General features: G+C 51.6%; 13 protein-coding genes. 8 read left to right on the top strand and 5 right to left on the bottom strand.

The genetic code is table 11. The features are described 5' to 3' along the window. Positions 1 to 7: 7 nt before the first annotated feature. From ptsH to cysZ, 3 genes are all read right to left on the bottom strand, one after another. Complete coding sequence (gene ptsH / locus NA389_RS17085; RefSeq protein ID WP_000487600.1) at positions 8 to 265, bottom strand: phosphocarrier protein Hpr; 258 nt, start codon at positions 263 to 265, stop codon at positions 8 to 10. A 383-nt stretch (positions 266 to 648) separates the two neighbouring features. Further along, complete coding sequence (gene cysK, locus NA389_RS17080) at positions 649 to 1,620, bottom strand: cysteine synthase A (protein ID WP_000036904.1); 972 nt, start codon at positions 1,618 to 1,620, stop codon at positions 649 to 651. Positions 1,621 to 1,930: 310 nt separating this feature from the next. Next, positions 1,931 to 2,692 carry a sulfate transporter CysZ gene (cysZ, locus tag NA389_RS17075; RefSeq protein WP_000255004.1) on the bottom strand — a complete coding sequence of 254 codons (762 nt, stop codon included), beginning with the start codon at positions 2,690 to 2,692 and terminating at the stop codon, positions 1,931 to 1,933. A 231-nt stretch (positions 2,693 to 2,923) separates the two neighbouring features. On the opposite strand from cysZ, the gene zipA reads away from it, so the two are divergent. From zipA to NA389_RS17060, 3 genes are all read left to right on the top strand, one after another. After that, positions 2,924 to 3,910, top strand: a complete 987-nt coding sequence (gene zipA / locus NA389_RS17070) for a cell division protein ZipA (RefSeq protein WP_000983114.1) — start codon at positions 2,924 to 2,926, stop codon at positions 3,908 to 3,910. 71 nt (positions 3,911 to 3,981) lie between these two features. Then, positions 3,982 to 5,997 (top strand): NAD-dependent DNA ligase LigA, encoded by a 2,016-nt coding sequence (gene ligA / locus NA389_RS17065; protein WP_000433283.1) that lies wholly within the window; start codon positions 3,982 to 3,984, stop codon positions 5,995 to 5,997. A gap of 1 nt (position 5,998) precedes the next feature. After that, on the top strand, positions 5,999 to 6,217 hold the full coding sequence (locus NA389_RS17060; protein WP_001519708.1) for a DUF3820 family protein: 219 nt from the start codon (positions 5,999 to 6,001) through the stop codon (positions 6,215 to 6,217). Here NA389_RS17060 and NA389_RS17055 read toward each other — a convergent pair. Then, positions 6,214 to 7,212, bottom strand: a complete 999-nt coding sequence (locus tag NA389_RS17055) for a bile acid:sodium symporter family protein (RefSeq protein WP_000765573.1) — start codon at positions 7,210 to 7,212, stop codon at positions 6,214 to 6,216. The two genes, NA389_RS17060 and NA389_RS17055, sit on opposite strands and share 4 nt — an antisense overlap. An 89-nt stretch (positions 7,213 to 7,301) precedes the next feature. Between NA389_RS17055 and NA389_RS17050 the strand changes: the two genes are divergently transcribed. Then, positions 7,302 to 8,228, top strand: coding sequence for a LysR family transcriptional regulator (locus NA389_RS17050; protein WP_001109836.1), 927 nt, complete (start codon positions 7,302 to 7,304; stop codon positions 8,226 to 8,228). A gap of 61 nt (positions 8,229 to 8,289) precedes the next feature. On the opposite strand, the gene NA389_RS17045 is transcribed toward NA389_RS17050, so the two are convergent. Next, positions 8,290 to 9,051, bottom strand: a complete 762-nt coding sequence (locus tag NA389_RS17045) for an outer membrane protein OmpK (RefSeq protein WP_079917072.1) — start codon at positions 9,049 to 9,051, stop codon at positions 8,290 to 8,292. A gap of 255 nt (positions 9,052 to 9,306) precedes the next feature. On the opposite strand from NA389_RS17045, the gene xapA reads away from it, so the two are divergent. The 4 genes from xapA to NA389_RS17025 are packed head-to-tail and all read left to right on the top strand — an operon-like array spanning position 9,307 to position 12,604. Continuing rightward, positions 9,307 to 10,140 carry a xanthosine phosphorylase gene (gene xapA, locus NA389_RS17040; protein WP_079917073.1) on the top strand — a complete coding sequence of 278 codons (834 nt, stop codon included), beginning with the start codon at positions 9,307 to 9,309 and terminating at the stop codon, positions 10,138 to 10,140. Positions 10,141 to 10,194: 54 nt separating this feature from the next. Further along, positions 10,195 to 11,451: a nucleoside permease gene (locus tag NA389_RS17035; RefSeq protein WP_000513244.1), complete on the top strand. Its 1,257-nt coding sequence runs from the start codon at positions 10,195 to 10,197 to the stop codon at positions 11,449 to 11,451. Positions 11,452 to 11,509: 58 nt separating this feature from the next. Continuing rightward, positions 11,510 to 11,668 carry a XapX domain-containing protein gene (locus NA389_RS17030; protein WP_001667072.1) on the top strand — a complete coding sequence of 53 codons (159 nt, stop codon included), beginning with the start codon at positions 11,510 to 11,512 and terminating at the stop codon, positions 11,666 to 11,668. 51 nt (positions 11,669 to 11,719) lie between these two features. After that, the gene (locus NA389_RS17025; protein ID WP_000438884.1) at positions 11,720 to 12,604 is read left to right on the top strand and encodes a LysR family transcriptional regulator; all 885 of its coding nucleotides are present in this window, start codon (positions 11,720 to 11,722) and stop codon (positions 12,602 to 12,604) included. Positions 12,605 to 12,842: the final 238 nt, after the last annotated feature.

Here is a 12,842-nt window from a genome sequence, read left to right as displayed (position 1 = left end):
AAAAAACTTACTCGAGTTCCGCCATCAGTTTGACCAGATGTTCAACCGCTTTCTGCTCATCTTCACCTTCTGCGGAGATGGTGACGACGGTGCCTTGAGTCAGGCCCAGAGTCTGCAGTTTAAACAGGCTTTTCGCGCTGGCGCTTTTGCCGTTGGAAGTCACAGTAATCTCAGAAGTGAAGCCTTTTGCTTCTTTAACAAACTGAGCAGCAGGGCGGGTGTGCAGACCGTTCGGAGCGGTAATGGTAACTTCTTGCTGGAACATTGTATTTCCCCAACTTATAGGTTTAGTGTTGTGGAACTAAAGTCTAGCCTGGCGGCTCAACTTTAGCCTGTATTGTTAGCGCCGGCGTAAACGGGACGCGACACAAAAGGTGTTCTACGCAATCCGTTGCTGGCAACTTATGGCCGCTGACGTTTCGCTCGTCATTAAACATTATGCCGCGAAAGGAAGATTTGAACCAAATCATAAAATCGATTCAGCTAACGCTTTTCCTGTAACGATTAATTTCGCGCATCAAAATAATTAGTCTGGTTAAATACCAGTTCCGGCAGGGTGAATCAATGCCAGGTGAGGTGAAAGTTTGAAGCAGGCCACAAAAAAGCACCCAAAAAGGTGCTTTTTTACGCGTTTTTAACATGCTGGCATCACTGTTGCAGTTCTTTCTCAGTAAAGAGATCGGCGAACAACGCGGTGCTCAGATAACGCTCACCCGATGAAGGTAGGATAACCACAATATTCTTATTGGTAAAGCTTTCATCTTCCTGCAGCTTAAGCGCTGCAGCAACCGCGGCGCCGGAAGAAATTCCTGCCAGAATACCTTCCTCTTCCATCAGACGGCGCGCGGTAGAAATAGCTTCTTCATTGGTGATGCCAACCACTTTATCAATCAGTTTCAGATCCAGGTTGCCCGGGATGAAGCCTGCGCCGATGCCCTGAATTTTATGCGGGCCTGGTTTGATCTCTTCACCAGCCAGCGCCTGGGCGATAACCGGGGAGTCAGTGGGTTCTACCGCAACGGTGATAAGATCGGTTTTACCCTTCGTCCCTTTGATATAACGCGTGACGCCGGTTAACGTACCGCCAGTACCGACGCCGGAGATAAACACATCCACCTGACCATCGGTGTCTTCCCAGATTTCCGGGCCGGTGGTTTTTTCATGGATTTCCGGGTTGGCAGGGTTGCTGAACTGCTGGAGCAGGAGATATTTTTGCGGATCGCTGGCGACAATTTCTTCGGCTTTCTGAATAGCGCCTTTCATCCCTTTCGCCCCTTCGGTCAGCACCAGATTCGCGCCTAATGCTTTGAGCAGCTTGCGGCGTTCAATGCTCATGGTCTCCGGCATGGTCAGGGTGAGTTTGTAACCGCGCGCGGCGGCGACATACGCCAGCGCAATACCGGTATTGCCGCTGGTCGGCTCCACCAGTTCCACGCCAGGTTTCAGTACGCCACGCTTTTCGGCATCCCAAATCATATTGGCGCCGATACGGCACTTGACGCTGAAGCTCGGGTTGCGCGACTCCACCTTCGCCAGAATGCGTCCATTACCGATACGGTTCAGTCGAACCAGCGGCGTATGACCGATAGTCAGCGAGTTATCTTCATAAATCTTACTCATGGCCTGTCCTTAACTGTATGAAATTGGGATACCTTCCCAGCATACCTTCCAGCCAGATATGGGGAAGTAAAGATTTCGCATATCTATATGCTGATGGGAAATAATGGTTATCAGTATGGAATAAGAGACAGCATAAGAGCCTATCCCATTAGGGCTATTTTACTTGCCATTTTGGTCCTGGGCAGTGCTCAAAATCCTCACGTACTACGTGTACGCTCCGGTTTTTGCGCGCTGTCCGTGTCCAAACTGGCTGCGCCAATAACGCCTGGTGGGATAGGCTCTAAGCCATCTCTTATTTATACATTTTACGTTATTTCCATAACGCGTGTTTAGCACGCCAGCAATCAACCCACATTGCCGTCGCGCCACAGACGGCGACAGGCATAATGAACAGGTTAAGCACCGGAATCATCGTAAAGAGGCTGGTGAGCGCGCCAAATTGCATATTCGCCACCTTCTGCGTGCGCAACGCGGCGCGCATCGTTTTAAACGGCACTTTGTGGTTATCAAACGGGTAGTCGCAATACTGGATCGCCAGCATCCAGGCGCTGAACAAAAACCACAGCACCGGCGCGATGGTTTGGCCAATGCCAGGAATAAAATAGAGAACCAGCAGCACAATAGCGCGCGGCAGATACCACGCCAGCTTTTGCCATTCACGTTTCATAATGCGCGGTACATCTTTCATGATGCCGAGTATGCCGGTATCTGGCGGCGTGGCGCCGGTTAACCGCGCCTCAAGCTGTTCGGCTAAAAGGCCGTTAAACGGCGCGGCGATCCAGTTGGCGAGGGTAGAGAAAAAATAGCCAAAGACCAGCAGAACAGAGATAACCGCAATCGGCCACAGCAGATAGCTCAGCCATTGCAGCCAGTCCGGCACATGACTCATCAACGAAGGTATCCAGGCGTCAAGCTGGGTAAACAGCCACCAAAATGCGCCGCCCATCAGCACAATGTTGACCAGCAAAGGTAAAATAACAAAGCGGCGGATTCCCGGTAGGGTGACTAACTTCCATCCTTGCGAGAAATAATAGACGCCGCTATGTGGTACGGTTGTGGATGATGAAACCATATGCAGGACATACTCCTTTTTCTTAAAGCCCTGGGTAAACGTGGGATATCTTACCCGGTTATCAGACGGTGGATAGTTCGGAAATGTTCGAAAAAACAGCAAAAAGTACATTTTCCTTCATCTTTATGCTGCGAAAGCCAACAGTACACTTGCACTTGACGTAATCGGCAAATACTCTTAGTGAGTAAATGTTTGCCGTGGTGGCAAGGTGTTAGAACAACAGAGAATATAATGATGCAGGATTTGCGTCTGATATTAATCATTGTTGGCGCGATCGCCATAATCGCTTTACTGGTACATGGTTTCTGGACCAGCCGTAAAGAACGATCTTCTATGTTCCGCGATCGTCCACTAAAACGCATGAAATCAAAACGCGACGACGACTCGTATGACGACGATGTCGAAGAAGACGAAGGCGTGGGTGAAGTTCGTGTTCACCGCGTAAATCATGCCCCCGGCCAGCCGCAGGAGCATGATGCCCCTCGTCAGTCGCCGCAACACCAGTACCAGCCGCCTTATGCGTCTGCGCAACCGCGTCCAGCGGCGCCGCCGCAGCCGCAAGCGCCGATGCAACAGCCGGTTCAGCAACCGGTCCAACCTGCGCCGCAGCCTCAGCAGGTTCAGCCATCTGCGCCGCCGGTACAGCCGCCGCAACAGCAGCCTGCACCGCCGTCGCAAGCGCCGCAGCCTGTTGCGCAGCCCGCGCCGCCGCCATCAGCGCAAACCTTCCAGCCTGCGGAACCTGTGGTTGAGGCAGAACCGGTAGTGGAAGAAGCGCCGGTTGTGGAAAAACCGCAGCGTAAAGAGGCGGTCATCATTATGAACGTCGCGGCCCATCATGGCAGCGAGCTTAATGGTGAAGTGTTACTGAACAGTATTCAGCAGTCAGGCTTTAAATTTGGCGATATGAATATTTTCCATCGTCATTTGAGTCCGGACGGCAGCGGCCCGGCCTTGTTCAGCCTCGCGAATATGGTCAATCCGGGAACGTTTGATCCTGAAATGACGGACTTCACTACGCCTGGCGTTACTATCTTTATGCAGGTACCGTCTTACGGCGATGCGCTGCAGAACTTCAAGCTGATGCTGCAATCCGCGCAGCATATCGCTGATGAGGTCGGCGGCGTCGTGCTGGATGACCAGCGTCGGATGATGACGCCGCAGAAACTGCGCGAATATCAGGACCGCATCCGCGAGGTGATGGACGCTAACGCCTGAGGTTAACGCAGGTGTGACATTTTTAACGTAACCCCCGCCTGTCGGGGGTTTTTTATCATTGATGGTGTGATATGGAACCAATCGAACAACAACTGACAGAACTGCGAACCACGCTTCGCCATCATGAATATCTGTATCATGTGATGGATGCGCCGGAGATTCCCGACGCCGAATATGACCGCCTGATGCGGGAACTGCGAGAGCTGGAGGCGCAACGTCCGGACCTTATCACGCCGGATTCGCCCACGCAGCGCGTTGGCGCGGCACCGCTGACGGCATTCAACCAGATTCGCCATGAAGTACCGATGCTGTCGCTCGATAACGTATTTGATGAAGAAAGCTTCCTGGCGTTTAACAAGCGAGTGCAGGATCGTCTAAAAAGCACGGAAAATGTCATCTGGTGCTGCGAGCTAAAACTGGATGGCCTGGCGGTCAGCATTCTGTATGAAAACGGCGTGCTGGTGAGCGCTGCGACGCGTGGCGACGGCACCACCGGTGAAGATATCACTTCAAACGTGCGCACGATTCGCGCCATTCCGTTAAAGCTGCACGGCGATAACATTCCGGCGCGTCTTGAAGTTCGCGGAGAGGTATTTTTACCGCAGGCCGGGTTCGAAAAGATCAATGAAGACGCGCGCCGTACTGGCGGCAAAGTGTTTGCTAATCCGCGTAACGCGGCGGCGGGCTCGTTGCGTCAGCTCGATCCGCGTATTACGGCGAAGCGACCGCTAACATTTTTCTGCTACGGCGTCGGTATTCTGGAAGGCGGCGAGTTGCCGGATACGCATCTGGGACGTTTGCTGCAATTTAAAGCGTGGGGGTTACCGGTCAGCGATCGCGTGACGCTGTGCGATTCTCCCCAGGCGGTACTGGATTTTTATCGCAACGTCGAAAAAGATCGCCCCACGCTCGGTTTTGATATCGACGGCGTGGTGATTAAGGTCAACTCGCTGGCTTTGCAGGAACAGCTGGGCTTTGTGGCCCGCGCGCCGCGCTGGGCGGTGGCGTTTAAATTCCCTGCTCAGGAGCAGATGACTTTTGTGCGTGATGTTGAGTTTCAGGTCGGGCGCACCGGGGCGATTACGCCGGTGGCGCGTCTGGAACCGGTTCAGGTGGCTGGTGTGCTGGTCAGCAATGCCACGTTGCATAATGCCGATGAAATTGAACGGCTTGGCTTGCGTATTGGCGATAAGGTGGTTATCCGTCGGGCAGGCGATGTGATCCCTCAGGTGGTCAACGTGGTTCTGTCCGAACGCCCTGAAGAGACGCGTCCGATTGTGTTTCCAACGCACTGTCCGGTGTGCGGATCGGACGTAGAGCGCGTCGAAGGCGAAGCCGTTACCCGTTGTACCGGCGGGCTGATTTGCGGCGCGCAGCGTAAAGAGTCGCTGAAACATTTTGTGTCGCGCCGGGCGATGGATGTAGACGGGATGGGCGATAAGATCATCGACCAACTGGTGGAAAGGGAGTATGTCCATACGCCAGCGGATCTGTTCCGTCTGACGGCGGGTAAACTGACCGGCCTGGACCGAATGGGGCCAAAGTCCGCGCAAAATGTTGTAAACGCGCTGGAAAAAGCCAAAGCGACGACCTTTGCGCGTTTTCTCTATGCGCTGGGCATCCGTGAAGTGGGTGAAGCGACGGCGGCGGGGTTGGCAGCTTATTTCGGCACGCTGGAGGCGCTGCAGGCCGCCACGATTGACGAGTTGCAGAAAGTACCTGACGTGGGGATTGTGGTCGCTACGCACGTCTTTAACTTTTTTGCCGAAGAGAGTAATCGTGATGTGATTGTGCAGCTACTGGCGGAAGGGGTTCACTGGCCCGCGCCGGTAGTCATTAATGTGCAAGAGATCGATAGCCCGTTTGCCGGTAAAACCGTGGTACTAACCGGTAGCCTGAGCCAGATGTCCCGCGATGACGCTAAAGCGCGTTTAGTGGCGCTGGGCGCGAAAGTGGCAGGCAGCGTATCGAAGAAAACCGATCTGGTGATTGCCGGTGAAGCGGCGGGTTCCAAACTGGCCAAAGCGCAGGAACTGGGCATCAATGTCATTGATGAAGCGGAAATGATCCGCTTACTGGGTGCCTGAGATGGAAAAAGAGCAGCTGGTTGAAATCGCCAACACCGTGATGCCGTTCGGCAAATATCAGGGACGTCGATTGATCGACCTTCCGGAAGAGTATTTGCTGTGGTTTGCCCGTAAAGATCAATTTCCGGCGGGTAAACTGGGGGAGTTGATGCAAATCACGCTGCTGATTAAAACCGAGGGGCTGACGCAACTGGTGCAGCCCCTGAAACGCCCGCTTTAAGCTTTCGCGGCGCGGCTTTCCTGCTGCGCCTGTAACTTCTCGGTCTGGCGTTTGTAGCGCCGCGCCAGCCCTGCGCAGACCATCAGTTGGATCTGGTGGAAGATCATCAGCGGTAATACCATCATACCCAGCACTGACGTCGGAAACAGAATATTGGCCATCGGGATCCCGTTGGCCAGGCTTTTTTTCGAACCGCAGAAAACAATAGTGATTTCGTCGGCTTTATTGAAGCCGCATTTACGGGCGACAAAGACGTTAATGGTGATGACGATCGCCAACAGTATGAGACTGACCACGACGATAAACAGCAGCGATCCCCAGCCGACTTTGTGCCAGATGCCGTTGACCACCGCTTCGCTGAACGCCGAGTAGACCACCAACAGAATAGAGGTCTGATCCGTTTTCGCGATCCACTTTTTGTTGCGCGCGACCCAGTTGCCGATCCACGGGCGAGACAGGTGTCCCAGCACAAAAGGCAGCAGCAGTTGCAGCATAATTTTGCCCACCTCTTCCAGACTGCCCTGCGCGCCATGAATATTCATTACCAGACCGACCAGCAGCGGCGACAGGAAAATGCCCAGCAGACTGGACGCAGACGCTGAGCACACCGCGGCCGCGACGTTACCGCCCGCGAGTGAAGTAAACGCAATCGCCGACTGCACGGTGGCGGGCAAAATGCACAGATACAGAAAGCCGCTGTAGAGCATAGGGTCGACATTGACAGGCGCCCACCAGGCAAACAGTACGCCGAGGACAGGAAAGAGCACAAAAGTGCTGCACATGACCCACAGATGCAACCGCCAGTGGCTGCCGCCAGCGATGATCGCTTCACGTGAAAGCTTCGCGCCATGCATAAAAAACAGCAGAGCGATGGCCGCTGTCGTAATACCTTCAACGACAGGCACAAAGCCGCCTTCCGCCGGGAAAAAAGAGGCCAGTAGTACCACGGTGATAAGTGTCAGCGTGAAAGGGTCAAGGATACGAAAAAGTTTCATAAAAACTCCTGAAAGTCGGTGCAGCTATTTTGCGTTTTTCGCTTTGAGAAATAAAATTGATTTATTGCATCTATATATGAATCTAGTCGATGAACTATTCACTGCGTCAACTGCGGATTTTTATTACCGTCGCCCAGGCCAAAAGTTTTAGTCGGGCAGGGGACAGGATTGGACTGAGCCAGTCTGCGGTCAGTCATAGCGTAAAAGAGCTGGAGCGGCAAACCGGCGTCAGACTGTTGGATCGCACTACGCGTGAGGTGGTGCTGACCGAGGCGGGGCAACAACTGGCGACGCGTCTGGAGCGGGTGCTTGATGAACTGAACAGCATACTGCGCGATGCAGGCAGAGTAGGGACACAATTAACCGGCACCGTGCGCGTTGCCGCGAGCCAAACCATTTCTGCGCATCTTATTCCGCAATGCATTGCCCAAAGTAATTCACGTTATCCCGCTATTGATTTTGTATTGCACGATCGTCCGCAGCAGTGGGTGCTGGAGAGTATCCGCCAGGGAGAAGTGGATTTTGGCATCGTTATCGATCCTGGCGCAGCGGTGGATTTACAGTGTGAAGCCATCTTATCAGAGCCTTTTTTACTGTTGTGTCGCCAGGATCATCCGCTGGCGCATCAGGAATGGGTAAGCTGGCAGGATCTTAAACAGGCGTCGCTGGTCTTACAGGATTATGCTTCCGGCAGTCGACCGCTGATTGATGCGGCGCTGGCCCACTTTTCGATTGATGCCAATATTGTTCAGGAGATTGGTCACCCGGCCACGCTTTTTCCAATGGTGGAAGCGGGAATCGGCATCAGCGTGCTGCCCGCGCTGGCGTTACCGCTCCCGCAGGGCAGCCACTTACAGGTTAAACGGCTGACGCCCGTAGTTGAAAGGCAGCTCATGCTGGCGCGGCGAAAAAACCGTTCTTTATCCACCGCGGCGCAGGCGTTATGGGACGTGGTGCGTACCCAGGCCAGCGAATTAACCGCCGCGAGGGCGAAAGATCCGTTGTATCAGCTATAAATATCTATCTGTCCGTGCGTGAGGTGCGGTCTTGCCCTGCCATTTTTGACAGGGCAGTGTATTAAAACAGGTATTTGATGGAATAAATAATGCCATCCTGCAGGAAGGATTCTCCTAACTTATTATCAGCGTAACGATATTGTACTCCTGCGGTCAGGTGAGGAGTCGCATTCCACCACAGCGCTACTGCGCCATTAATGCCATCTTTCCCGCCATTGCCCGCAGCGTAGGACGCATCGCGGTCAAACTCATACTCATTCCAGTTCGTTACGCTGAAATTCTCACTACCCAACGAGAAGCTATAGCCGGCCACCCAACCTAATACATAACCATTATCGCCTGTGTAGTAGGTCTGATCGGTATAACGTTTGGCAAAGAAGGGTTTAAACCAGTAACCGTTACCTGTGAAGTTATAGCCTAAACCATAGAGAAACATGTCATCATGGAAATTAGCGCGATGAGGTGAACCGTACGTCCCGTAGGCATGGAGATAGAGGTTTAATCCTGTATCGCCCAGATAAATACGGTTAGTATTTTTAAAGGTGTAACGCTGTTCGCTGCCGGGTTTAGCGTGGCGGCCATTGTAAAAATTTTCCCAGTCTAAAAAACCGTACATTTCTCCCCAGCTAAAATTCGCTCCGCCTTCCAGTTCCAGGTACCCAAAATCATCTTTATGAGATTTTTTACTGGTTTTTTCCGTGGTGTCTGATGTCCAGTCGAGGTAATGGAGGCCGATATCGGCGAACCCGCCTTTAAATTCCGCATGGATGAGTGTGGGAATAATGAGTAAAGAAGAAAGCGTCAGAGTAAGGATTTTTTTCATAGCATATTTCCCTATGCCGATAATTATTAATGGGTTAATTAAAAAGAGGCAGTTTATAAATATGAAAGCGGCATATTGTTAATATGAAGTGCAAGCAAAAACCAATACTGTTTTCCCTCTGTATTAATACAGAAGCGATCTAAATCTATCGATATTAAATGGCTATTGATGACACGTGAAAAGTGTATTGGTCAGCAAGGGGCGATGGTCGTTATAAAAAGGAGTCAAATTAAATCCGATAGAACAAGGAAACTTATGCCTCACGCTCTTTTTTCTCATAATCCTGAGTATTGTGTTGATATTATTCATGCACATAAACCGGCATTTACCCCGCGAGTCGCGTTTATTTTAGGCTCCGGGTTGGGTGCTCTGGCGGACCAAATCGAAGATGCGGTAGCCATTTCTTACGAGAAATTGCCGGGATTTCCCGTCAGCACCGTACACGGCCATGCTGGTGAACTGGTGCTCGGCCATCTGGCGGGTATTCCGGTGGCCTGTATGAAAGGCCGCAGGCATTTTTATGAAGGGCGTGGAATGGCGGTGATGACCGATGCCATTCGCACGTTGAAATTACTGGGCTGTGAAGTGTTGTTCTGCACCAATGCGGCAGGATCTCTGCGTCCGGAAGTGGGGCCGGGTAGCCTGGTTGCGCTTAGCGATCACATTAATACGATGCCCGGTACGCCGATGGTGGGGCCAAACGATGATCGTTATGGCGATCGCTTCTTCTCGCTGGCTAATGCTTATGACGCAGATTATCGCGCCATGCTTCAGTCCGTTGCGGCAGAGGAGGGATTCCCCCTCACTGAAGGCGTATTTGTTTCTTATCCGGGTCCGAATTTCGAAACGGCGGCAGAAATCCGCATGATGCAGATTATTGGCGGCGATGTGGTCGGAATGTCCGTTGTCCCTGAGGTGATTAGCGCACGTCATTGTGGTCTCAAAGTTGTTGCCGTCTCAGCGATCACCAATCTGGCGGAAGGGCTGGGCGATGTAAAACTCTCCCATGCGCAAACGCTGGCTGCGGCTGAACTTTCTCGGCAGAACTTTATAAATCTGATTTGCGGCTTTTTACGTAAGCTGGCCTAAACACAATGACTACGGCCCCGTATTGGGGCTTTATCTCACGGCAAGGAATAAAAAATGGGTATTACGTCCCGCTTAAAAGTCATGTCGTTCTTGCAATATTTTATCTGGGGGAGCTGGCTGGTTACCCTGGGCTCTTACATGATCAATACACTGGATTTTACCGGCGCGAATGTTGGTATGGTCTACAGCTCAAAAGGGCTGGCAGCGATTATCATGCCGGGCATTATGGGGATCATTGCTGATAAATGGCTGCGCGCTGAGCGAGCCTATATGCTTTGCCATCTGGTTTGCGCGGGGGCGTTATTGTACGCCACCACCGTTACCGATCCCCAGACGATGTTCTGGGTGATGTTGGTTAATGCGATGGCGTATATGCCAACGATTGCATTATCCAATAGCGTTTCGTACTCCTGTCTGGCGAAAGCAGGTCAGGATCCGGTAACGTCATTTCCGCCTGTGCGCGTTTTCGGCACAATAGGTTTTATTGTTGCGATGTGGACGGTGAGCCTGATGGGGCTGGAACTGAGCAGTGCGCAATTATACATCGCTTCTGGCGCATCGTTATTGCTGGCCCTGTATTCGCTGACGTTACCGAAAATTCCGGTAGCCGAGAAGAAGGCGAACACCACGCTTGCCAGTAAGCTCGGACTGGATGCTTTTGTTCTGTTTAAAAATCCACGCATGGCAATCTTCTTTTTGTTTGCGATGATGTTGGGGGCGGTGCTGCAAATTACCAATGTCTTCGGTAATCCGTTCCTGCATGATTTTGCCCGTAATCCTGAGTTTGCCGATAGTTTTGTGGTGAAGTATCCCTCTATCTTGCTTTCAGTTTCGCAGATGGCGGAAGTGGGCTTTATCCTCACCATTCCGTTCTTCCTTAAACGCTTTGGTATTAAAACGGTAATGCTGATGAGCATGCTGGCGTGGACGCTGCGTTTCGGCTTCTTTGCCTTTGGCGATCCATCCCCGTTTGGCTTTGTGCTATTGCTGCTGTCGATGATTGTTTATGGCTGCGCATTTGATTTCTTCAATATCTCAGGGTCGGTATTTGTAGAGCAGGAAGTGGACTCAAGTATTCGCGCCAGCGCGCAGGGGCTGTTTATGACCATGGTTAACGGCGTGGGGGCGTGGATTGGGTCTCTTTTAAGCGGTATGGCCGTGGATTATTTTTCTATTGATGGTGTAAAAGATTGGCAAACCATCTGGCTGGTCTTTGCCGCCTACGCTCTGGCATTGGCCGTTATTTTTGCATTGTTCTTTAAATATCAGCACCATCCAGAAAAATTGTCGACCAAATCATTAGCACATTAATTTTATTTGACTGGCGAGAGGATGTTCGCCAGTCCATTTTTATGAACAAGGACACAGCATGAAAGAAATTATTCTCTCCTCCGGTATTGGATTTGGTATTGGCGCATTTTTTACTTTATGCCGTATACCTATTCCTGCACCAAATGTTTTACCCAGGGTGTTATCTATTGTATTTATGTATATTGGGTATCTTGTCGTTAAATCTATTTTTTACTAGGTAATATGGTAAATTCCAGACGTTATCCCTTATTGCTGGAGTGCGATAGTGATGGAACGAGCCCATCGTATTGATCTAAAGCTATTACGTTATTTCCTCGCTGTTGCAGAAGAATTGCATTTTGGCCGGGCTGCTGCCCGGTTAAATATGTCACAACCTCCCTTGAGTATCCATATCAAAGAACTTGAACAGCAACTGGGTACATTGTTGTTTATTCGTCATTCCCGCAGCGTTGCATTAACCCATGCCGGGAAAGTTTTGATGGAAGAGTCACGTCGCTTGTTAGCCAATGCAAATCAGGCGCTGGCGCGAGTGGAGCAGATTGGTCGCGGTGAAGCGGGGCGCATTGAACTGGGTGTGGTTGGTACGGCGCTGTGGGGAAGAATGCGTCCTGCAATGCGTCACTTTTTGAAAGCAAACCCCAATGTTGAAGTACTTTTTCGCGAAAAGTCTCCAGGTATGCAAATGGCGTTGTTAGAGCGTCGGGAGCTTGATGCAGGGATCTGGCGTATGGCTATCGAACCGGCAGTCGGTTTTACCAGCATACGTTTGCATGAATCTGCATTCATGGTTGCAGTTCCGGAAGATCACGATCTGGCATCCAGAGATTCTGTGCCGCTGGCGGCGTTGCGCAATGAATATTTTGTCACGCTGCCTTCCGTGCATTCTGATTGGGGATTTTTACAACGTGTATGCCAACAGGCGGGTTTCTCGCCAATGATTATTCGGGAAGTGGTTGAGCCGCAAACGGTGTTGGCGATGATCAGTATGGGGATTGGGATTACGTTGATGGCTGATGGCTATGCGCAAATGAGCTGGCCGGGTGTGGTGTTCCGTCCGTTAGAGGAACGTATTCCGGCGGATTTGTATATTGTGTATGACCAGCAGCAGGCAACGCCAGCACTGGAGAAACTGGTGGCGGCGTTGACGGTATGATGTCTGTGCCGGATGGCGACTAACGTCTTATCCGGCCTACGTGTGCAGTGTCGTCTGTAGGCCTGATAAGCGCAGCGCATCAGGCAAGACCCGAACTTGCGGCAGGTTCGAATCTTATAAATCGCAGATAGCAAAAAAGCGCCTTTAGGGCGCTTTTTTACATTGGTGGGTCGTGCAGGATTCGAACCTGCGACCAATTGATTAAAAGTCAACTGCTCTACCAACTGAGCTAACGACC

Origin of the sequence: Salmonella sp. NW645 (genome assembly GCF_051703725.1) — a bacterium.
In the GTDB taxonomy this organism is placed as follows: domain Bacteria; phylum Pseudomonadota; class Gammaproteobacteria; order Enterobacterales; family Enterobacteriaceae; genus Salmonella; species Salmonella enterica.
Note: the sequence above shows the minus strand (reverse complement) of the source record. Positions and strands in the feature narration are given on the sequence as shown.

Coding starts and splice junctions, on each gene's coding strand:
- ptsH (WP_000487600.1), bottom strand. CDS start 265: ATGTTCCAGCAAGAAGTTACCATTACCGCTCCGAACGGTCTGCACACC.
- cysK (WP_000036904.1), bottom strand. CDS start 1,620: ATGAGTAAGATTTATGAAGATAACTCGCTGACTATCGGTCATACGCCG.
- cysZ (WP_000255004.1), bottom strand. CDS start 2,692: ATGGTTTCATCATCCACAACCGTACCACATAGCGGCGTCTATTATTTC.
- zipA (WP_000983114.1), top strand. CDS start 2,924: ATGATGCAGGATTTGCGTCTGATATTAATCATTGTTGGCGCGATCGCC.
- ligA (WP_000433283.1), top strand. CDS start 3,982: ATGGAACCAATCGAACAACAACTGACAGAACTGCGAACCACGCTTCGC.
- NA389_RS17060 (WP_001519708.1), top strand. CDS start 5,999: ATGGAAAAAGAGCAGCTGGTTGAAATCGCCAACACCGTGATGCCGTTC.
- NA389_RS17055 (WP_000765573.1), bottom strand. CDS start 7,212: ATGAAACTTTTTCGTATCCTTGACCCTTTCACGCTGACACTTATCACC.
- NA389_RS17050 (WP_001109836.1), top strand. CDS start 7,302: ATGAACTATTCACTGCGTCAACTGCGGATTTTTATTACCGTCGCCCAG.
- NA389_RS17045 (WP_079917072.1), bottom strand. CDS start 9,051: ATGAAAAAAATCCTTACTCTGACGCTTTCTTCTTTACTCATTATTCCC.
- xapA (WP_079917073.1), top strand. CDS start 9,307: ATGCCTCACGCTCTTTTTTCTCATAATCCTGAGTATTGTGTTGATATT.
- NA389_RS17035 (WP_000513244.1), top strand. CDS start 10,195: ATGGGTATTACGTCCCGCTTAAAAGTCATGTCGTTCTTGCAATATTTT.
- NA389_RS17030 (WP_001667072.1), top strand. CDS start 11,510: ATGAAAGAAATTATTCTCTCCTCCGGTATTGGATTTGGTATTGGCGCA.
- NA389_RS17025 (WP_000438884.1), top strand. CDS start 11,720: ATGGAACGAGCCCATCGTATTGATCTAAAGCTATTACGTTATTTCCTC.